Source organism: Phenylobacterium hankyongense (genome assembly GCF_003254505.1).
Taxonomy (GTDB): Bacteria; Pseudomonadota; Alphaproteobacteria; order Caulobacterales; family Caulobacteraceae; genus Phenylobacterium; species Phenylobacterium hankyongense.
The window spans coordinates 1,223,325-1,241,968 of sequence record NZ_QFYP01000001.1; the positions used below are offsets into that span (position 1 = coordinate 1,223,325).

General features: G+C 72.1%; 22 protein-coding genes. 9 read left to right on the forward strand and 13 right to left on the reverse strand.

The genetic code is table 11. The features are described 5' to 3' along the window. The first annotated feature begins 3 nt into the window (after positions 1 to 3). Positions 4 to 1,056: a DNA polymerase III subunit delta gene (gene holA, locus DJ021_RS05905; RefSeq protein ID WP_111456664.1), complete on the forward strand. Its 1,053-nt coding sequence runs from the start codon at positions 4 to 6 to the stop codon at positions 1,054 to 1,056. Positions 1,057 to 1,077: 21 nt separating this feature from the next. On the opposite strand, the gene secB is transcribed toward holA, so the two are convergent. Then, positions 1,078 to 1,572, reverse strand: coding sequence for a protein-export chaperone SecB (secB, locus tag DJ021_RS05910; RefSeq protein ID WP_111456665.1), 495 nt, complete (start codon positions 1,570 to 1,572; stop codon positions 1,078 to 1,080). 160 nt (positions 1,573 to 1,732) lie between these two features. Between secB and timA the strand changes: the two genes are divergently transcribed. The 3 genes from timA to DJ021_RS05925 are packed head-to-tail and all read left to right on the forward strand — an operon-like array spanning position 1,733 to position 4,031. Next, positions 1,733 to 2,350 carry a TIM44-related membrane protein TimA gene (gene timA, locus DJ021_RS05915; RefSeq protein WP_111456666.1) on the forward strand — a complete coding sequence of 206 codons (618 nt, stop codon included), beginning with the start codon at positions 1,733 to 1,735 and terminating at the stop codon, positions 2,348 to 2,350. A gap of 8 nt (positions 2,351 to 2,358) precedes the next feature. Then, positions 2,359 to 3,528, forward strand: a complete 1,170-nt coding sequence (locus DJ021_RS05920; RefSeq protein ID WP_243625912.1) for an MltA domain-containing protein — start codon at positions 2,359 to 2,361, stop codon at positions 3,526 to 3,528. Then, on the forward strand, positions 3,525 to 4,031 hold the full coding sequence (locus DJ021_RS05925; protein ID WP_111456667.1) for a Smr/MutS family protein: 507 nt from the start codon (positions 3,525 to 3,527) through the stop codon (positions 4,029 to 4,031). Before DJ021_RS05920 ends, DJ021_RS05925 begins: the two co-directional genes overlap by 4 nt. 183 nt (positions 4,032 to 4,214) lie before the next feature. Here the strand turns inward: DJ021_RS05925 and DJ021_RS05930 are convergent, their stop codons facing one another. Genes DJ021_RS05930 through nth form a run of 7 tightly spaced genes read right to left on the reverse strand, consistent with a single transcriptional unit; the run spans position 4,215 to position 9,012 of the window. Continuing rightward, positions 4,215 to 4,541, reverse strand: coding sequence for a phosphoribosyl-ATP diphosphatase (locus DJ021_RS05930; RefSeq protein ID WP_111456668.1), 327 nt, complete (start codon positions 4,539 to 4,541; stop codon positions 4,215 to 4,217). Next, positions 4,538 to 5,308 (reverse strand): imidazole glycerol phosphate synthase subunit HisF, encoded by a 771-nt coding sequence (gene hisF, locus DJ021_RS05935; protein WP_111456669.1) that lies wholly within the window; start codon positions 5,306 to 5,308, stop codon positions 4,538 to 4,540. Before hisF ends, DJ021_RS05930 begins: the two co-directional genes overlap by 4 nt. Before the next feature lie 13 nt (positions 5,309 to 5,321). After that, on the reverse strand, positions 5,322 to 6,044 hold the full coding sequence (gene hisA, locus DJ021_RS05940) for a 1-(5-phosphoribosyl)-5-[(5-phosphoribosylamino)methylideneamino]imidazole-4-carboxamide isomerase (protein WP_165837125.1): 723 nt from the start codon (positions 6,042 to 6,044) through the stop codon (positions 5,322 to 5,324). Beyond that, positions 6,041 to 6,676, reverse strand: a complete 636-nt coding sequence (gene hisH / locus DJ021_RS05945) for an imidazole glycerol phosphate synthase subunit HisH (protein ID WP_207801776.1) — start codon at positions 6,674 to 6,676, stop codon at positions 6,041 to 6,043. Before hisH ends, hisA begins: the two co-directional genes overlap by 4 nt. Before the next feature lie 13 nt (positions 6,677 to 6,689). Beyond that, positions 6,690 to 7,280 (reverse strand): imidazoleglycerol-phosphate dehydratase HisB, encoded by a 591-nt coding sequence (gene hisB / locus DJ021_RS05950; protein ID WP_111456671.1) that lies wholly within the window; start codon positions 7,278 to 7,280, stop codon positions 6,690 to 6,692. Positions 7,281 to 7,283: 3 nt separating this feature from the next. Continuing rightward, positions 7,284 to 8,273 carry an adenosine kinase gene (locus DJ021_RS05955; protein WP_111456672.1) on the reverse strand — a complete coding sequence of 330 codons (990 nt, stop codon included), beginning with the start codon at positions 8,271 to 8,273 and terminating at the stop codon, positions 7,284 to 7,286. 55 nt (positions 8,274 to 8,328) lie between these two features. Next, positions 8,329 to 9,012, reverse strand: a complete 684-nt coding sequence (gene nth, locus DJ021_RS05960) for an endonuclease III (RefSeq protein WP_111456673.1) — start codon at positions 9,010 to 9,012, stop codon at positions 8,329 to 8,331. Positions 9,013 to 9,078: 66 nt separating this feature from the next. On the opposite strand from nth, the gene DJ021_RS05965 reads away from it, so the two are divergent. Next, entirely contained in the window at positions 9,079 to 9,552 is a 474-nt protein-coding gene (locus DJ021_RS05965; RefSeq protein WP_111456674.1) for a DUF2244 domain-containing protein, read from the forward strand. A 129-nt stretch (positions 9,553 to 9,681) separates the two neighbouring features. On the opposite strand, the gene hslU is transcribed toward DJ021_RS05965, so the two are convergent. Genes hslU through hslV form a run of 3 tightly spaced genes read right to left on the reverse strand, consistent with a single transcriptional unit; the run spans position 9,682 to position 12,430 of the window. Beyond that, on the reverse strand, positions 9,682 to 10,986 hold the full coding sequence (hslU, locus tag DJ021_RS05970; protein ID WP_111456675.1) for an ATP-dependent protease ATPase subunit HslU: 1,305 nt from the start codon (positions 10,984 to 10,986) through the stop codon (positions 9,682 to 9,684). A gap of 48 nt (positions 10,987 to 11,034) precedes the next feature. Beyond that, positions 11,035 to 11,895 (reverse strand): DUF4440 domain-containing protein, encoded by an 861-nt coding sequence (locus DJ021_RS05975; RefSeq protein ID WP_133254952.1) that lies wholly within the window; start codon positions 11,893 to 11,895, stop codon positions 11,035 to 11,037. Then, positions 11,882 to 12,430 carry an ATP-dependent protease subunit HslV gene (gene hslV / locus DJ021_RS05980; RefSeq protein WP_111456677.1) on the reverse strand — a complete coding sequence of 183 codons (549 nt, stop codon included), beginning with the start codon at positions 12,428 to 12,430 and terminating at the stop codon, positions 11,882 to 11,884. The genes DJ021_RS05975 and hslV overlap by 14 nt, the downstream gene beginning before the upstream one ends. Before the next feature lie 40 nt (positions 12,431 to 12,470). Between hslV and DJ021_RS05985 the strand changes: the two genes are divergently transcribed. After that, positions 12,471 to 13,217, forward strand: coding sequence for a HesA/MoeB/ThiF family protein (locus DJ021_RS05985; protein ID WP_111456678.1), 747 nt, complete (start codon positions 12,471 to 12,473; stop codon positions 13,215 to 13,217). Between the two features lie 116 nt (positions 13,218 to 13,333). Here the strand turns inward: DJ021_RS05985 and DJ021_RS05990 are convergent, their stop codons facing one another. Then, a complete protein-coding gene (locus DJ021_RS05990; protein WP_111456679.1) occupies positions 13,334 to 14,320 on the reverse strand; it encodes a 2-hydroxyacid dehydrogenase in 987 nt (328 codons plus the stop codon). Positions 14,321 to 14,429: 109 nt separating this feature from the next. Between DJ021_RS05990 and DJ021_RS05995 the strand changes: the two genes are divergently transcribed. From DJ021_RS05995 to fabB, 3 genes are all read left to right on the forward strand, one after another. Continuing rightward, a complete protein-coding gene (locus tag DJ021_RS05995) occupies positions 14,430 to 14,945 on the forward strand; it encodes an SH3 domain-containing protein (RefSeq protein ID WP_111456680.1) in 516 nt (171 codons plus the stop codon). Positions 14,946 to 15,030: 85 nt separating this feature from the next. Continuing rightward, positions 15,031 to 15,546, forward strand: coding sequence for a 3-hydroxyacyl-[acyl-carrier-protein] dehydratase FabA (gene fabA, locus DJ021_RS06000; protein WP_111456681.1), 516 nt, complete (start codon positions 15,031 to 15,033; stop codon positions 15,544 to 15,546). Between the two features lie 23 nt (positions 15,547 to 15,569). Continuing rightward, positions 15,570 to 16,778 (forward strand): beta-ketoacyl-ACP synthase I, encoded by a 1,209-nt coding sequence (gene fabB / locus DJ021_RS06005; protein WP_111456682.1) that lies wholly within the window; start codon positions 15,570 to 15,572, stop codon positions 16,776 to 16,778. Here the strand turns inward: fabB and DJ021_RS06010 are convergent. After that, a complete protein-coding gene (locus tag DJ021_RS06010) occupies positions 16,775 to 18,547 on the reverse strand; it encodes a chloride channel protein (protein WP_111456683.1) in 1,773 nt (590 codons plus the stop codon). The two genes, fabB and DJ021_RS06010, sit on opposite strands and share 4 nt — an antisense overlap. Positions 18,548 to 18,644 lie beyond the last annotated feature (97 nt).

The following is an 18,644-nucleotide window of genomic DNA, read 5'->3' on the forward strand; positions in this document are numbered from 1 at the left end:
GGCATGATCCTCAGCAAGCGCCCCGACATCGAGCGGTTCCTGCGCAGCCCCGACCCGCTGGTCCGCGCCGCGTTGATCTACGGCCGCGACATGGGCGTGGTGCGCGACCGGGCGGCCGAGCTGGCCGGCAAGCTCACGGCGCGGCCTGACGATCCCTTCGACGTGGCCCAGCTCACCGACGGCGACCTCGGCGAGGACGCCGGCCGGCTGGAGGGCGAACTCGCCGCCCAGTCGCTGATGGGCGGGCGCCGTCTGGTGCGCCTTCGCCTGGGGGCGGAGAAGGCCAGCTCCGACAAGCTCGCCGCCGAGGCCCTGACCCGCCACGCCGCCGGCGAGCTCAATCCCGACGCCTTCCTGCTGATCGAGGCCGGCGCGCTGGGCCGCGACTCCGCGCTGCGCAAGGCTGCGGAGAAGGCCAACGGCGCGGCCGTCATCCCCTGCTACGAGGACGAGCCCGGCGACATCGCCCGCCTGGTCCGCGACACGCTGGCCAAGGACAATGTCGCGCTGAACGCCGACGCCCTGGCGCTGTTCGTCGCCCGCATGCCGAAGGAGCGCGGGGTCGCGCGCCAGGAGATCGAGCGGCTGGCCCTGTTCCTCGGCCCGGGCAGCGGCGCGGTGGCCGGGCCCGCCGACCTGGAGCCGTTCCTCGGCGTCGAGCCGGACGCCTCGCTGGCGGACGCCGCCGCCGACGCCTTCGGCGGCCGGCTGGCCGACGCCCAGGCCGGCATGCGCCGCGCCCGCCAGGAAGGCGAGGCGGGGCCGGCCGCGGTCCGCGCCATCGGCCAGCACCTGGGCCGGCTGCGCCGCACCCTGACCCTGCACAAGAGCGGGGCCGGCCTGCCCGAGGCCGCCAAGGCCTCAGGCGTGTTCTGGAAACAGGAGCGCGAGTTCCTGCGTCAGGCGCGCGCCTGGACGCTGGAGGACCTGGATCGCCTGCAGCCGGAGGTGCTGGCGGCCGACAAGGCCTGCAAGACCGCCGGCTCGCCGGATCACCTCATCGCCGAGCGGCTGGCGCTGACCGTCGCCGGTCGGGCGCGGCGGCTGGGCCTTTAGGCTTCCGCGGCGCCTGTCGGATCAGGCGTGACCGACCTGCTGGCCTTCGGTCTCGGCCTTGCGCGCGGCGTAGACGCCGGCGAAGTCGATCGGATCGAGCAGGAAGGGCGGGTAGCCGCCGTCCGAGGTCACGTCGGCGATGATCCGGCGCGCGAACGGGAACAGGTAGCGCGGGCACTCGATCAGCAGCACCGGCTCCATGTCCTCCGGGCCGACGCCGGTGATCTGGAAGACCCCGCCGTAGAGCAGCTCGACCATGAACAGCGCCCCGTCCTCGCGGCTGGCGCGGGCGGAGAGCTTCAGGTCGACCTCGAAGAAGCCGTCGTCGCGGCCGCGGGCGTTCATCTCCACGCCGAGGTCGATCTGCGGCTGGGCCGCGGCCCCGCGCAGGGCTTCCGGCGCGCGGGGATTCTCGAACGACAGGTCGCGGACGAACTGCGCAAGGATGCGGATGCCGGGGCCTTCGGCGGCTTGAGCGGTCTCGGGCGCGTCGGCGCCGACGTCGATATCGGTCATAGTTCGGCTTAAAATCCGTGCTGAAAGGCGGTTCTGGTCGCGCCTAATCGGGCGGCCGGGCTATCATGGCCCCAGTACTGATGCAACGTCGCCCCTGACGGGGGCGTTCCGTCGTCCTATATTGCGTTACGAGACATCGTCCCCGAACCCGAAGGCCGCCGTGCAAGTCCTCGAGCTGATCATCTTCGCAGGCCTCGCCGCCATCGTGCTCTACCAGCTCTATTCGGTGCTGGGCCGGCGCGTTGGACGACAGCCGGAGGATACCCCCGCCGCCGAAGGCGCGGCCGCCCGCCCGGCGGCGCCCGACCGTCTGGCCGAGCCGGCGGACGAGGGCGTGGCGCTGACCGGACTGGCCGCGGTGAAGGCCAGGGACCCGAGCTTCGACGTCAGCCGCTTCCTGGCCGGGGCCAAGGGCGCCTACGAGATGATCGTCAAGGCGTTCGCCGCCGGCGACCGGCCGACGCTGCGCAACCTGCTGGCGCCGGGCGTCATGGCCTCGTTCGACACCGCCATCGCCCAGCGCGAGTCCGAGGGCCGCACCGAGAACGTCGAATTCCTGCACCCGCCGCGCGCCGACCTGGAGAAGGCCGACGTCGCCGCCTCCGACCTGGCGCGGCTGACCGTGCGCTTCCTCGCCGAATTCCGCAGCCGCTCGAAGGGGCCGGAAGGGGAGGCGGTCGACGACCGCCGCACCGCCGAGCTGTGGACCTTCGAACGCAATCTTAAGAGCCGCGACCCCAACTGGATGCTGGTCCACGTCGACGCCGCGGAGGCTTAGAGACACCCGTGAATCTGCGTCCGGCCGGGGCGGCGCTCGCCGCCCTGATCCTCGCCGCCTGCGCCACCGCCGCGCCTGAGCCCCGCCATGGGCCGCACCCCGGCCCGCACCGGGGCGGCCCGCCCTCGCCATTTCCCGCCGAACCCCGCCCGCCGGTTCCGCCGCCGGAGCGCACCCTGCCGCTCGCCGACCTGCCGGGCTGGGCGAGCGAGGACCACGTCGCCGCGCTCGACGCCTTCCGCCAGACCTGCGGCGTGTCCCGTGACCTGAGGCTGGCCGCCATCTGCCGCAGCGCGCGGGCCATCGGCCCGCTGGACCGCACGCACGCCCGCGAATTCTTCGAGGCCAGCTTCCGCGCCGAGCCCTCGCCGCCGGCCGGGGTGCTCACCGCCTACTTCGCGCCGGTCTACGAGGCCCGCCGCCGGCCCGACGCCGAGTTCAGCGCCCCGGTGCGCCCCAAGCCCGCCGACCTGAAAGTGGTGGACGCCGGCCTGTTCGATCCCGGCCAGGCCGGGCGGCCGGGCGCGGCCTTCGACCCCGGCTCCGGCCCGCTGCTGCCCTATCCCGACCGCGCCGCCATCGAGGCGACCACGCCCGACCGCGCGCTGGCCTGGATGCGGCCCGAGGAGCTGTTCTTCCTGCAGATCCAGGGCTCCGGCGTGCTGACCTTCGAGGACGGCCGGCGGATGAAGGCGCTCTACGCCGCCAACAACGGCCGGCCCTTCGTCGGCGTCGCCAACCTGATGCGCGATCGCGGCCTGCTGGCCCGCGACAACACCTCCGGCGAGGCGATCCGCGCCTGGCTCGCGGCGCATCGCGGCCCCGAGGCCGACGAGATCATGCGGGCCAACCCGCGCTACGCCTTCTTCAGCCTGGCCCCCGACGACGGCCGCCAGCCGGTGGGCGCGGCCAACACCCCGCTGCCGGCCGGCCGCGCCATCGCCGTCGATCCCGCCTACCACGCCCTGGGCGATGTGTTCTGGGTGGACGCCGAGGCGCCGCTCCTGGCCGGCGCCTTCCCGACCTACCGGCGGCTGGTGGCGGCGCTGGACACCGGCGGGGCGATCAAGGGCGATGTCCGCGCCGACCTCTACCTGGGCCTCGGTCCGGCCGCGGGCGCGGAGGCCGGGCGGGTGCGCCACGCCCTTCGCCTCTACCGCCTCGTCCCTAAGCCATGAAGCGGCCGCTGAAGCCGGAGGAACTGAAGGTCTGGGGGGTCGTGGCGGCCACCGTGCATCCCCTGCCGGGCCGCAGCGCGCCGAAGCCCGCCACCGAGGAGGCCCGCAACGAGGTCGCCGCCCGCATCGCCCCGCCGAGGCCCGTGGCGCCGAAGCTGCGGGCCCGCGAGGCAGTCGAGGACATCGAGCCGCGCCGCAAGCACCGCATCGCCCGCGAGCGCGATCCGATCGGCGCGCGGCTCGACCTGCACGGCCTCGACCAGGACCGCGCCAAGGCGGTGCTCGAGGGCTTCCTGCGCCGCGCCTGGGACGAGGGCTACCGCGCGGTGCTGGTGATCACCGGCAAGGGCGTGCAGGGCGACGGCATCCTGCGCCGCCGCGCGCCGGAGTGGCTGGCCGCCCCGCAGCTGTCCGCCATCGTCGCCGGCATCTCCGAAGCCCACCGCAAGCACGGCGGCGAAGGCGCGCTCTACGTGGCCCTGAAGCGCAAGCCGCGGGGCTAGAGGCCTTCAGCTGCGGTGGCGCGACAGCGCCAGTTTGAATGTCCACGAACCACACGAACCACACGAACGCGTTTCCTGTAGTTGAAGCCGAGCCGCCAGCGGAGCCCGTTGGTGTGGTTCGTGTGGTTCGTGGACCAATAGGGCAGCGCCTGCGGCGCGCCGCGGATAGCGGATAGGGAGCCGCTAGGGCTTCGGCCGCGAGGCCTTCTCGGCCAACCCGGATGTTCCCTCGCGGGCCTCCAGCTTGGCGGCGACCTCGTCGAGGCTGACGCCGGCGGCGGCAAGGGCCACCAGCCAGTGGTAGATCAGGTCGGCGCTTTCGGCGGCCAGCGCCTCGCGGTCGCCCTGGGCGGCGGCGATGACGGCCTCCACCGCCTCCTCGCCGAGCTTCTTGGCGGCGCGGGCGGGATCGGCCAGCAGCTGGGCGGTGTAGGACGAGGCGGCGTCCGCGCCCTTGCGGGCCTCGATGGTCGCGGCCAGCCGGCCCAGGACCTCGGCGAAGCGGCTCATGCGGCGGCCTCGGTCAGGCGCACCGGGATGCCGGCGGCGGCCATGGCCTGCTTCACCTCGCCGACGCTGACCTCGCCGAAGTGGAAGATCGAGGCGGCGAGCACCGCGTCGGCGCCGCCCTGCCGCACCGCGTCGACCATGTGCTGGGCGTTGCCGGCCCCGCCCGAGGCGATCACCGGCACGGAGACCGCCGAGGTCACCGCCTTCAGGAGTTCGAGGTCGTAGCCGATCTTGGCGCCGTCGCGGTCCATGGAGGTCAGCAGGATCTCGCCTGCGCCCTTGGCCACCGCCTCGGCGGCGTAGCCGACCACGTCGAGGCCGGTGTCCTCGCGCCCGCCGTAAATGAACACCCGCCACTGGTCGCCCACGCGCTTGGCGTCGATCGCCACCACCGTGGCCTGGCTGCCGAAGGCGTCGGCGCAGCCGGAGATCAGGTCGCGGTTCTGCACCGCGGCGGTGTTGATGGAGATCTTGTCGGCCCCGGCCAGCAGCAGGCGCCGGGCGTCCTCCACCTGGCGGATGCCGCCGCCCACCGACAGCGGCATGAAGCAGACGTCGGCGGTGCGGGCGACGACGTCGAGGATGGTCCCGCGGTTCTCGTGGCTGGCGGTGATGTCGAGAAACATCAGCTCATCGGCGCCAGCGGCGTCATAGGCGCGGGCCTGCTCCACCGGATCGCCGGCGTCGCGCAGGGAGACGAACTGCACGCCCTTCACCACCCGGCCGTCCTTGACGTCGAGGCAGGGGATGACGCGCACCTTCAGCATCGGGGCGCCCGCATCAGGCCGCGACCTTCAGGGCTTCGGCCGGGATGATCGCGCCGTTGTAGAGCGCCCGGCCCAGCACCGCGCCGGCGATCCGGGCGCCCGGCCGCGCCTTCAGCCGCACGATGTCGTCGATGGTGGCGAGGCCGCCGGCGGCGATCACCGGGATGGTCACCGCGTCGGCGATGGCCCCGAAGGCGTCGACGTTGAAGCCCATCACCGTGCCGTCGCGGTCGATGTCGGTGACGATCAGGGCGCCGACGCCGGCGTCCTCGAACCGCTTGGCGACGGTGATCGCGTCGAGGTCGGAGTCCTCGGTCCAGCCCTGCACCGCGACCTTGCCCTTGCGGACGTCGACGCTGACGGCGATCTGCTCGGGCCAGGCGCGGGCCGCCTCGCGCACGATCTCCGGCTCGCGCACCGCCAGGGTGCCGAGGATGACGCGGGAGACCCCGGCCTCGATCCAGCGCTCCACGTCCTGCAGCGAGCGGATGCCGCCGCCGAGCTGCACGGGGACGGACACCGCCTGCAGGATGGCCTCGACCGCGGCCTCGTTGACCGCCCGGCCGGAGACCGCGCCGTTCAGGTCCACCACGTGGATCCAGTGGAAGCCGCCGTCGGCCCAGGCGCGGGCCTGGTCGGCCGGGGAGGCGTTGAAGACGGTGGCGGTGTCCAGGTCGCCATGCACCACGCGCACGCACTGGCCGTCCTTGAGGTCGATGGCCGGGTAGAGGATCACGGTCGCCACTCCAGGAAGCGCGAGAGAAGGGAAAGGCCGGAGGCTTGCGATTTCTCCGGGTGGAACTGGACGCCCGCCACATTGCCCCGGGCCACCGCGGCGGGGAAGCGCCCGCCGTGATCGACCCAGGCCGTGACGTTTTCCTCGTCCTTCGGGAAGAAGGCGAAGGAATGGGTGAAATAGACCGGCTCGCCGGCCTTCAGGGGCGCGACGATCGGCTGGTCGGAGACGTCGGTCAGCGCGTTCCAGCCCATGTGCGGCACCTTGGCGGCGGGATCGGCCGGCTCCAGCCGGCGCACCTCGCCGGCGATCCAGTCCAAGCCCGGCGTCTCGCCGAACTCCAGCCCCCGCGACGCCAGGAGTTGCATGCCGACGCAAACGCCCAGAAAGGGGGCGCCCTTGCCGTGCACGGCCTCGCTCATGGCCTCGATCAGGCCCGGCCGCGCCTCCAGCGCCGACATGCAGGCCGCGAAGGCGCCGACGCCCGGCAGCACCAGCCGCTCGGCGTTGGCCACGGTGTCGGGATCGCAGGTGACCACGATCTCGGCGCGGCCGGCGGCGGCCTTCACCAGGGCCTTCTCGGCCGAGCGTAGGTTGCCCGACCCGTAATCGATCAGGGCGACACGCTGCATCAGAGGGAAATCCTTACAGCACGCCCTTGGTGGACGGGGCATGACCCTGGGTCTTGGGGTCGAGCTCGACGGCGTGGCGCAGGGCGCGCGCCAGGGCCTTGAAGCCGCTCTCGGCGATGTGGTGGGAGTTGTCCCCGTAGAGGGTCTCCAGGTGCACGCAGGCGCCGGCGTTCATGGCGAAGGCGTGGTGGAATTCCTTGAACAGCTCGGTGTCCATGTCCCCGACCTTCGGCGTCTTGAACGCCACCTTCCAGATCAGGTAGGGCCGGTTGGAGAGGTCCAGGGCGCAACGGCTCAGGGTCTCGTCCATCGGGATGTAGGCGTGGCCGAACCGGCGCACGCCCTTGAAGCCGTCCAGCGCCTGCTTGACCGCCTGGCCGAGCACGATGCCGGTGTCCTCCACCGTGTGGTGCATGTCGATGTGCAGGTCGCCCTTGGTCTCGACCTCCAGGTCGATGCCGCCGTGGCGCGCGAAGCTGTCGAGCATGTGGTCGAAGAAGCCCACGCCGGTCGAGACTTTCGACACGCCGGTCCCGTCCAGGTCCACGCGGACCCGGATCTGGGTTTCCTTGGTGTTGCGGACGACCTCCGCGGTGCGGCTCATCTCTCAGTATCCCCTGGCGGCGGCCAGGTCCTTCAGCGGGACCTGCGGCCGCGGGCCGTAGTGCGAGATCACCTCCGCCGCCGCCATCGACGCCAGCCGCCCGCACTCCTGCAGCGGCCGGCCCTGGGACAGGCCGAACATGAACCCGGCCGCGTATTGGTCGCCAGCGCCGGTCGTGTCCACGACTTTTTCCACCGGCTCGGCGGCGACGGTCAGCCGCTCGCCCTGGCTGAGGATCACCGAGCCCTGCTCGCTGCGGGTCACCGCCGCCAGCTTCACCCGCTCGCGCAGGGCCGACGCCGCCACGTCGAAGTCGTCGGTCTGGAAGAGGGCGGTGAGCTCGCTCTCGTTGGCGAACAGGAGGTCCACCTGGTTCTCGATGAAGCCCATCAGGCCGGCGCGGTGGCGCTCCACCACGAAGCTGTCGGACAGCGTCAGGGCGATCATCCGGCCGGCGCCGTGGGCCAGGGCGGCGGCCTTGGCGAAGGCGCGGCGGGCGGCCTCGGCGTCGAACAGGTAGCCTTCCAGGTAGACGATCTTCGAGGCCTCGATCACCGCGGCGTCGACGTCGTGGTCGGTGAACTCCACCGAGGCGCCCAGGAAGGTGCACATGGTGCGCTGGCCGTCGGGGGTGACGTTGATCATCGAGACCGCGGTCGCCGGGCCGCCGGTCAGCGGCGCGTTGTCGAAGTGGGCGCCGATGGCGCGCATGTCGTGGGCGAACACCTGGCCCAGCTGGTCGTCCGCCACCTTGCCCATGAAGGCCCCGCGGCCGCCGAGGCTGGCGAGGCCGGCGATGGTGTTGGCCGCCGACCCGCCGGAGGCTTCCACCGCGGCCGACATCTTGCTGTAGAGGGCCGCGCTCTGGGCCGGGTCGACCAGCATCATCGCGCCCTTGGTCAGGCCCTGGGCCGCCAGGAAGGCGTCGTCCGCCGGGGCGATCACGTCGACGATGGCGTTGCCGATGGCGGCGACGTCGTAGAGGTCTGGCATTGCTCAGCTTTCGGGCGGAAGACGGGCGCGACTTACAGGCAAACCGTCGCCGCGGCTAGTCGCGGACGAACAGGTGGCGCGAGGGGCAGAGGTCGGCGACCGGGCAGTCCTCGCACTTGGGCCGCCGCGCCACGCAGATGTAGCGGCCGTGCAGGATCAGCCAGTGGTGGGCGCGGGTCAGGTAGGGCGGCGGCACGATGGCCATCAGCTCGGCCTCCACCTGGTCCGGGGTCTTGCCGGTGGCGAGCCCCAGGCGGTGGGCGACCCGGAAGACGTGGGTGTCGACGGCGATGGCCGGCTCGATCCGCAGCTCGTTCAGCACCACCGAGGCGGTCTTGCGGCCGACGCCGGGCAAGGCCTGCAGCGCCGCGCGGGTCAGCGGGACCTCGCCGCCGTACTGCTCCAGCAGGATGCGGCTGAGCGCGATGACGTTCTTGGCCTTGGTGTTGTAGAGGCCGATCGAGGAGATGAACGGCTTCAGCCCCGCCTCGCCCAGCGCCAGCATCTTCTGCGGCGTGTCGGCGACCGCGAACAGCTTCGCCGTCGCCTTGTTCACCGAGACGTCGGTGGCCTGCGCCGACAGCGCCACGGCGACCACCAGGGTGAAGGGGCTGTCATAGTCCAGCTCGGTGCGCGGATCGCTCTCGGCCGCCTCGAAGCGGGCGAACAGCTCGGCGATGCGGGCCTGCTCGGCCGGCGGCAGGGGCTTTTTGGCGGCGGGTGTGACGGGCTTGGCCATGGGCTGGGGAAAATGGCGTGAGCCTCCCCCTTCGCCAAGGCGCTTTCCGGCTCTATCGTCGCCGGCATGGCCCGGCCGCTGTACATGGACGCCGTGATCACGCCCCACCGCTCGCTGTCGGAGCGGGGGTTCATCGTGCTGATCGCCATCGTCACCCTGGCCAACTGCGCCTCGGCGGCGGTGTTCATCGCCATGGGCGCGACCTTCGTGCCGATCTTCCTCGGCGTCGACCTGTTGGCGGTGTTCGTGGCCTTCATGGTCAGCTTCCAGGCCGCCAAGCGGATCGAGCGGGTGCAGGTCACCTCGCGCGACATCCGCGTCACCCACGAGACGCCGCGGTGGAGCCGGCTGGTCTGGGAATCCCCCACCGCCTTCACCAAGGTGGCGGTGGAGACCGACGAGGAACGCACCGTGGAGCTGAAGCTGTCCTTGTCCGGCCGCGAGGTCTCGGTGGCCGCGGCGCTGAGCCCCGGCGAACGGGCGGTCTTCGCCCGGGCCCTGCAGGACGCGATCCGCGAGGCCCGCAGCGAAAGGATTTGAGGCGCCAGTTGGAGAGTTGCTCCCCTCCGGGGGAGCTGTCGGCGCAGCCGACTGAGGGGGTCCTCCGAGGTCGCGCTGACCCCCTACCACCGCTTCGCGCCACCTCCCCCAGCGCGGGAGGAACCAGGCTCAGAGAATGAAGCGGCTGAGGTCGGCGTTGTGCGACAGCGCCTCGACCCGGTCGCGGACGTAGGTCGCATCCACCGTCAGCGTCTCGCCATGGCGGTCGGCGGCCGAGAAGCTGACCTCCTCCAGCACCTTCTCCAGGATGGTCTGCAGCCGGCGCGCGCCGATGTTCTCCACCGCGCCGTTGACGGTCACCGCCGCGTCGGCCAGGGCGTCGATGGCGTCCTCGGTGAACACCAGGGTGACGCCCTCGGTGGCCAGCAGCGCCTGGTGCTGGCGGATCAGGTTGGCTTCCGGCTCGGTGAGGATGCGGCGCAGGTCGTCGCGGGTCAGGGCCTTCAGCTCGACGCGGATCGGCAGCCGGCCCTGCAGCTCGGGCAGCAGGTCGGAGGGCTTGGCCACGTGGAAGGCGCCCGAGGCGATGAACAGGATGTGGTCGGTCTTCACCGGCCCGTACTTGGTGGAGACCGTGGTCCCCTCGATCAGCGGCAGCAGGTCGCGCTGCACGCCCTCGCGCGAGACGTCGGCGCCGACCCGGTCCTGGCGGCTGGCGACCTTGTCGATCTCGTCGATGAACACGATGCCCTGCTGTTCGGCCAGTTCCACGGCCTCCTGGGTGAGCGCGTCCTGGTCCACCAGCTTGTCGCTCTCCTCGGCGATCAGCGGGGTCCAGGCCGCGGCGACGGTGGTCTTGTGGGCCTTGGTGCGGCCGCCGAACGCCTTGCCGAACATGTCGCCGAGGTTGAGCACCCCCATCGACGCGCCGGGCTGGCCGGGGATGTCCATGGTCGGGAAGGCCGGGCCGGTGTCGGCCAGGGTCAGCTCGAGCTCCTTGTCGTCCAGTTCGCCGGCCCGCAGCTTCTTGCGGAAGGAATCGCGGGCGGCGACGGAGCCGGGGCCGGTCATGGCGTCGAGGATGCGCTCCTCGGCGGCGGCCTCGGCGCGGGCGCGGACGCCGGCCCGGCGCTTGTCGCGCACCATGGCGATGGCGCCCTCCACCAGGTCGCGGACGATCTGGTCGACGTCGCGGCCGACGTAGCCGACCTCGGTGAACTTGGTGGCCTCGACCTTCAGGAAGGGCGCCTGGGCCAGCCGCGCCAGCCGCCGGGCGATCTCGGTCTTGCCGACCCCGGTGGGCCCGATCATCAGGATGTTCTTCGGCGTCACCTCGTCGCGCAGGTCCTCCGGCACGCGGCGGCGGCGCCAGCGGTTGCGCAGCGCCACGGCCACGGCGCGCTTGGCCTCCTGGTGGCCGACGATGAAGCGGTCGAGCTCGGAAACGATCTCGCGGGGGGAAAATTCGGTCATGGGCTGGCTTAGGTGGGGGCTGGCTTAGATAGGGAGGAGAAGGCCGATCTACGACTTCACGGGCGTGGGCAGCAGTTCGTCGAACAACAGCCGCCAGCCGCCGACGTCGTTGCGCCAGACCCGCACATAGTGGCCGCGGCGATCCTGGCCGTCGCGGGTCCACCGGGCCGAGCCGTAGGTCCAGGCGAGGTCGCCGGCCGACGAGGCGCTGCCGCCAAGCGGCGAGAAGGCGATGGCGGCGGGCCGGGTGGCCAGCTCCGCCTCCAGCGCCGCCCGATCGCCGGGCGGCGGGGCCTTGGAGCCGACGATGCGGCCGTCGTCCGCCGCCACCGCCAGGTAGGCGGCCTTGGCGTCGGTCTTCGCCGCGGCGGCCAGGGCGGCTTCGGCGCGGGAGACCTCGGCCATCGCCTTGGCCGGCGAGCCGGCCTTGCGGGCGGAAAGGCGGGCGTAGGCCACCGGCGACCCCTGCGGCGCGGCTCCGGTGGGATCGCTGGGCGGACCGCCGTCGAACAGCCATTTCCAGCCGCCGTCCGGCTGCCTGGCCCAGACGGTGAAATAGTAGGCGGTCAGCTTGCCGTCGTACGAATAGGGGCCGGTGGTGAAGCCCAGGTCGCCGGAGCGGGCGATCCCGGCCCACAGCGGCCACCAGACCAGCGGCGGGCCCTTGGGCTGCGCCGCCGCGAACGCCGCCTTGGCCAGCATCGGCTCCGGCTGCAGGACGATGGCCTCCGGCGCGGAGTGCTTCAGGAAGCTGTCGCGGATCCCCAGCGCCAGGCCGTCCGCGGCGAAGGCCCGCTCGGCGGCGACCACCGGAGCCGGGTCGACCGCCGCCCGCGCCGGGGCGGCCGCGACTGCGGCGAAGAGGCCCGCCACGACTAGGCCGGCCAGCGCCAGGTCAGAGCGTCTCAACCGTCAGCTCATCGTTGGTGTAGACGCAGATCTCGGCGGCGATCTTCATGGCCTTGCGGGCGATGGCCTCGGCGGCGAGGTCGGTCTCGATCAGCGCCTTGGCGGCGGCCAGCGCATAGTTGCCGCCGGAGCCGATGGCGGCGACGCCGCCGTCCGGCTCCAGCACGTCGCCGACCCCGGTGACGGTGAAGATGGCGGTCTTGTCGGCGACGATCAGCATGGCCTCCAGCCGCCGCAGGTAGCGGTCGGTGCGCCAGTCCTTGGCGAGGTCCACGCAGGCCCGCGCCAGCTGTTCGGGATACTGCTCGAGCTTGGCTTCCAGCCGCTCGATCAGGGTGAAGGCGTCGGCGGTGGCCCCGGCGAAGCCCGCCACCACCCGGCCGCCGGCCAGCCGGCGGACCTTGCGGGCGTTGCCCTTGACGACGGTTTGGCCCATCGACACCTGGCCGTCGCCGGCGATGACGGTGGAGCCGCCCTTGCGAACGGCTAAGATGGTGGTCCCATGCCAGTCTGGGAACGGAGCGGCGTTTGCCATGGCCGCGATGTGGCCAGCATGGCGCGCGAGGTCAAGGCGGATGAGCTTTACGGACGAAGAGGTCGAGCGCTACGCCCGCCACCTGGTGCTGCGCGAGGTGGGGGGGCCGGGCCAGCAGAAGCTCAAGCAGGCCAGCGTCCTGCTGGTCGGGGCCGGCGGCCTGGGCGCGCCGGCGGCGCTCTACCTGGCGGCGGCGGGGGTCGGCACGGTGATGCTGGCCGATCCCGACACCGTCGACCGCTCCAACCTGCAGCGGCAGGTGATCTACACCGAGGCCGACCTCGGCCAGCCCAAGGCCGACGCCGCCGCCGACCGGCTGGCGGCGCTGAACCCGCACATCTTCGTGGCCGGCTACGAGGGCTGGTTCGATGCCGGCACGGCCGACGAGCTGGTCTCCGGCGTCGACCTGGTGCTCGACGGCACCGACGACTTCGCCACCCGCTTCGAGGTCAACGCCGCCTGCGTGCGGCACGGCAAGCCCCTGGTCTCCGGCGCCATCGGCCGCTGGACCGGCCAGATCGGAGTGTTCGCCGGCCGGCCCTGCTACCGCTGCCTGGTGCCGGAGATCCCGCCCGACGCCGAGACCTGCGTCGCCGTCGGCGTGGTCGGCGCCCTGGCCGGGGTGGTGGGCTCGATGATGGCGCTGGAAGCGGTGAAGCTGATCGTCGGGGCGGGCGAGCCGCTGACCGGCCGGCTGCTGATCTACGACGGCCTGGCCGGCGAGACCCGGACCGTGCGGGTGGGCGCCGACCCCGAGTGCCCGGTCTGCGGGGAAGGGCGCCCCTAGTTCCTCCCCCGCCGGGGGAGGGGGACCGCGAAGCGGTGGAGGGGGTCAGCGCCGACCTCGGAGGCCCCCCTCAGTCAGCTTCGCTGACAGCTCCCCCAGCGGGGGAGCATCTACGCTTAGAGCATCGAAGGGATCACCCGGTCAGGCGGCTTGTGGCCGTCCATCCAGGTCTTGATGTTGATGATCACCTTCTCGCCCATGTCGATGCGGGCCTCGATGGTCGCCGAGCCCAGGTGGGGCAGCAGGACGGCGTTGGGCAGCTTGACCAGCTTGGGATTGATCACCGGCTCGAACTCGAACACGTCCAGCCCGACGCCGGCCAGGGCGCCGGCGGCCAGCATGTCGGCGAGCGCGTTCTCGTCGATGATCTCGCCGCGGGCGGTGTTGATGACGATGGCGTGCGGCTGCAGCAGCTTCAGCCGGCGCGCCGAGAGCAGGTGGTAGGTGGCCGGGGTGTGCGGGCTGTGCACCGAGATGATGTCCATCCGGGCCAGCATCTGGTCGAGGCTCTCCCAGTAGGTGGCCTCCAGCTCCTCGGCGATCCGCGGGCTGACCGGCTTGCGGTTATGGTAGTGGATCTGCAGGCCGAAGGCCTTGGCGCGGCGGGCCACCGCCTGGCCGATCCGGCCCATGCCGATGATCCCCAGCCGCTTGCCGGTGATTCGCCGGCCCATCATCCAGGTGGGCGCCCAGCCGGTGAAGCCGCCGGCCCGCGCCACGTCCGCGCCCTCCACGATCCGCCGGGCCACCGCCATGATCAGCGCCAGGGTCAGGTCGGCGGTGTCCTCGGTGAGCACCCCGGGCGTATTGGTGACGGTGATGCCCCGCGCATTGGCGGCGTCGACGTCGATGTGGTCCACGCCGGCCCCGAAGTTGGCGATCAGCTTCAGGCGCTCGCCGGCCTTTTCCAGCACCGCGGCGTCGATCTTGTCGGTGATGGTGGGGGCGAGCACGTCGGCGCGGGCCACCGCGTCGGCCAGCTGTTGCCGGGTCATCGGGGCGTCCGTCAGGTTCAGTTCGGTGTCGAACAGCTCCCGCATCCGGGTTTCCACCGGATCCGGAAGTTTGCGCGTGACGATGACTTTCGGCTTGCGGGCGGCCATGGGCGAACTGAAAAGGGACGTTTCCTGGGGAGCGCCGCTGCGTCGGCGCGGATTCATTACACAGACCTCTAGCAAAGGGTCCATGAGCGGCCAAGGCGAGGCGACACGAATGCGGGGGCTGCCGGACGTGATGCTGAAATGCGCGGCGCTCGCCTGGCTGCTCGCCTGCGCCGGTCCGGCGATGGCCGCGAGCGAGCGCCCGACGCCGTCCGGCCTGCCGGTGCCGCGCTATGTCTCGCTGAAGTTCGACAAGGTGAACGCCCGCGCCGGGCCGGGCGACGACCACCGCCTGCTGTGGGTCTATCGGGTGCGCAGCCTGCCCGTGCAGGTGGTGGCGGAGACCTCGGAGTGGCGGCGGATCTGCGATCCCGATGGCGGGCTGGCCTGGGTCCACAAGCGGACCACCGACGGCCGGCGCATGGTGCTCAACATGTCGCCCCGCCCGGTGGCGCTCCGCCGGCGTCCCAAGCCCACGGCCGCGGTCGGCGCCTATTTGAACCCCCGCGCCCTGGCCGCGTTGGTCCGCTGCGAAAAGGGTTGGTGCCGGGTGCGGGCCGACGGCGAATCAGGTTGGGCGCAGGAGGGCGAACTCTGGGGCTCGGCGGAAGCGCCGCAGTGTCGCTGAGCGCCTGGCCGAGCGGACATGGCCGTTGAGCGCCGCCTCCGGGTCATGGTAGGGCCTGACGCTCAATTGGGGACGGAAACCACAAATGACACCGGCGAAGGCCCAGGACCATTACAGCTTCGATGAGCTCATGGCCTGCGCACGGGGCGAGATGTACGGGCCCGGCAACGCCCAGCTGCCGGCCCCGCCGATGCTGCTGTTCGACCGCATCACCAAGATCACCGACGAGGGCGGCGCCCACGGCAAGGGCTACATCGAGGCGGAATTCGACATCAATCCCGACCTCTGGTTCTTCGGCTGCCACTTCATCGGCGACCCGGTTATGCCCGGCAGCCTGGGCCTCGACGCGCTCTGGCAACTGGTCGGCTTCTACCTGGGGTGGATCGGCGGCAAGGGCCGCGGCCGCGCGCTGGGCTGCAACGAGGTCAAGTTCGGCGGCGAGGTGACCCCCAGCATCAAGAAGGTCACCTACAAGGTCGAGATGAAGCGGGTCATCAACCGCCGCCTGGTGATGGGCATCGGCGACGGGGTTTTGGAAGCCGACGGGGTTCCCATCTATTGGGCGGAAGACCTCCGCGTCGGCCTCTACCAGCGGCCCTGAGGCTGCAGAGTCAGGAAGGAAGCATGCGCCGCGTCGTCGTCACCGGGATGGGCGTCGTCTCGCCCATCGGCAATAACGCCAACGAGGTCCTCGCGTCCCTGCGCGAGGCCAGGTCGGGCGTCGTGGCGGCGCCGGAATATGCGGAGCTCGGCTTCCGCTCCCAGGTCCATGCGCCGCCGCAGATCGACTGGGAATCCATGGTCGACCGCCGCGCCGCGCGCTTCCTGGCGCAGGGCACCGCCTTCGGCCACATCGCCATGGAGCAGGCGATCGCCGACTCCGGGCTGGAGCCCACCGAGGTGTCGCACGAGCGCACCGGCCTGGTGGTCGGCTCCGGCGGCCCCTCCACCCGCACCATCGTCGAGGCGGTCGAGACCGCCCGCACCCGCGGTCCCAAGCGCGTCGGGCCCTTCGCGGTCCCCAAGGCCATGAGCTCCGGCCCCTCGGCGACGCTCGCCACCTGGTTCAAGATCCGCGGCCTGAACTTCTCCATCTCCTCGGCCTGCGCCACCTCCGCCCACTGCATCGGCACCGGCTACGAGCAGATCCTGATGGGCAAGCAGGACGTGGTCTTCGCCGGCGGCGTGGAAGAGCTCGACTGGACGCTCAGCGTGCTGTTCGACGCCATGGGCGCCATGAGCTCCAACTTCAACGACCGGCCCGCGGTGGCCAGCCGCGCCTACGACAAGGACCGCGACGGCTTCGTGATCGCCGGCGGCGCCGGCATGGTGGTGCTGGAAGAGCTCGAGCACGCCAAGGCCCGCGGCGCGAAGATCTACGGCGAGATCGTCGGCTATGCCGCCAACTCCGACGGCTACGACATGGTGGCGCCCTCCGGCGAGGGGGCGACGCGCTGCATGAAGCTGGCGCTCGGCGACAGCGGCCGGGCGGTCGACTACCTCAACCCGCACGGCACCTCGACGCCGGTGGGCGACCTCAAGGAGATGGAGGCGGTCCGCGCGGTGTTCGGCGACAAGCCGCCGCTGATCTCGTCGACCAAGTCGCTGACCGGCCACAGCCTGGGCGCGGCGGGCGCGCAGGAGGCGATCTACTGCCTCCTGATGCTCAACAACGGCTTCGCGGCCGAGAGCGCGCACATCGAGACCCTCGACCCGGCCTTCGCCGACCTGCCGATCCTGCGTCAGCGGGCCGACCGCGAGCTGGAGACGGTGATGTCCAACTCCTTCGGCTTCGGCGGCACCAACGGCTGCCTGGTGATGAGCCGCCTCTAGGCGCGCACCTCGCCGTAGAGGTCCAGGTGCTGGCGCTCCAGTTCGCTGGCGTAGCGGCGGGTGACATAGGCCTCGGCCAGCAGCCCCAGCACCCGGCGCTCCTCGTCGACCACCGCCAGCTCCTCGGTCTCGCTGGCTTCGAAGGCGCGCATCACCGCCTCGATGTTCATCTCCGGCGTCAGGGCGACCTCGCGGCTGATCGCCAGGGCCTCCACCGCGCTCTCCGGCGTCACCCCCTCGGCATAGGCGCTGGCGGTCAGCACCAGGCCGGCATAGCGCTCGGTGTCGTCCAGCAGGATCACCCGCGACCCTGAGCCCAGGGGAAACCGCCGGCGGAACTCGGCGACCGTGGCATTCACCGGCAGGGTCTGCGGGTCGCGGCGCATCATCCGCCCGGCGGTGAGGGTGCGCATCCAGCCGATGTCACGGGCGCTGCGGATGGTCTCGCCGCGCAGGTGCAGCCGCCAGGTGGAGAACGAATAGCCGAACCGCTCGCGCACCACGGCGCTGGCGATCAGGGCGGCGGCCAGGGTGGCGGCGGTGACCCCGAAGTCGCGGGTGGTCTCCAGCACCAGGAAGGACATGGTCAGCGGCCCGCCGACGATCGCCACCGCCAGGGCGCCCATGCCGACCAGGGCGGCGTTCTCCGCCGACAGCCGCGAGCCGACGTCGATGAAGTCGGTGGCCCCGGCGTAGAGCTGGCCCAGCAGGGTGCCGAGGAACAGCGAGGCGAAGAACAGCCCGCCGCGGAAGCCGAACCCCAGCGACACCACCGAGGCGGTGGTTTTCAACAGGAACACCGCCGCCAGGATCACCAGCGGCACGCCCACCGCCAGGTCCAGGTGCAGGGCGCCGTGGCCGGCCGACAGGGTCTGCGGCGACAAAAGGGCGAGGCCGGCCAGCAACAGGCCGCCCACCGCCGGGCGCAGCACCAGGGGCAGCTTGGAGGCCCGCACCGCCCGCTCCACCGCCGGCACCAGCCGCATGATCGCCACGCCGACCAGGGCGCAGATCAGGCCGAGCCCCGCATAGAGCAGGTAGCCGATGGCGTCGGGGGAGCTCTGGGCCTTGATCTCGATGGAGTAGGGGACGCCGCCGACGCCGCGGGCCGCCAGCACGCTGGCCAGGCAGGCGGCGGCCACCGGGGCGATGGCCGAGGGCGTGTAGGAGCCGATGACGATCTCGAAGGCGTAGAAGGCGCCGGTGAGCGGCGCGCCGAACGCCGCCCCGATCGCTGCGCCCGCGCCGGCGCCCACCAGGATGCGCATGTCGTGGCGGCGCAGCTTCAGCCGCCCGCCGGTCCACGACGCCGCCGCGCCGCCGGCCTGGGCGTAGGCCGCCTCCAGGCCCACCGAGGCGCCGAGACCGTTGGAGAGCACCGTCTGGGCGCAGACCACCGCGCTGTCGATCGGGCTCATCACCCCGCCGTAGAGGGCGTTGGCCTCGACCACGTCGACCAGCGGCGCGGTCCGGCGGCGGCGGACCAGCCAGGTGAACAGCCCCAGCCCCAGCCCGCCCACCGGCAGCCACAGGGCGTCCAGCGGCCGGATGTGGGCGCTGGCGCTCAGGTGGTCGTTGGGCCCGATGCCGTAGAGCAGCGACTGCAGGCCGTGCGCGATGCGGCTCTGGAACACCGCCAGCAGGCCCGCCGCGGCGCCCACCGCCACCGACAGGGCGATCAGCCACAGCTCGCTGGTCCGCAGGCGCTGCCGGAGCGCGGCGAGCAGGCGGGCCGGCTTGCGGCGGGCGGGGAGGGGAATGTCGATCATTTGCGGGTCCGCCCACCATCGCCCGGCTGGGCGGGGATTTGAAGGCGCCGTAGCCGCACTTGCCTAACCGGCCCGACCCGGCGACAACCCGCGCACT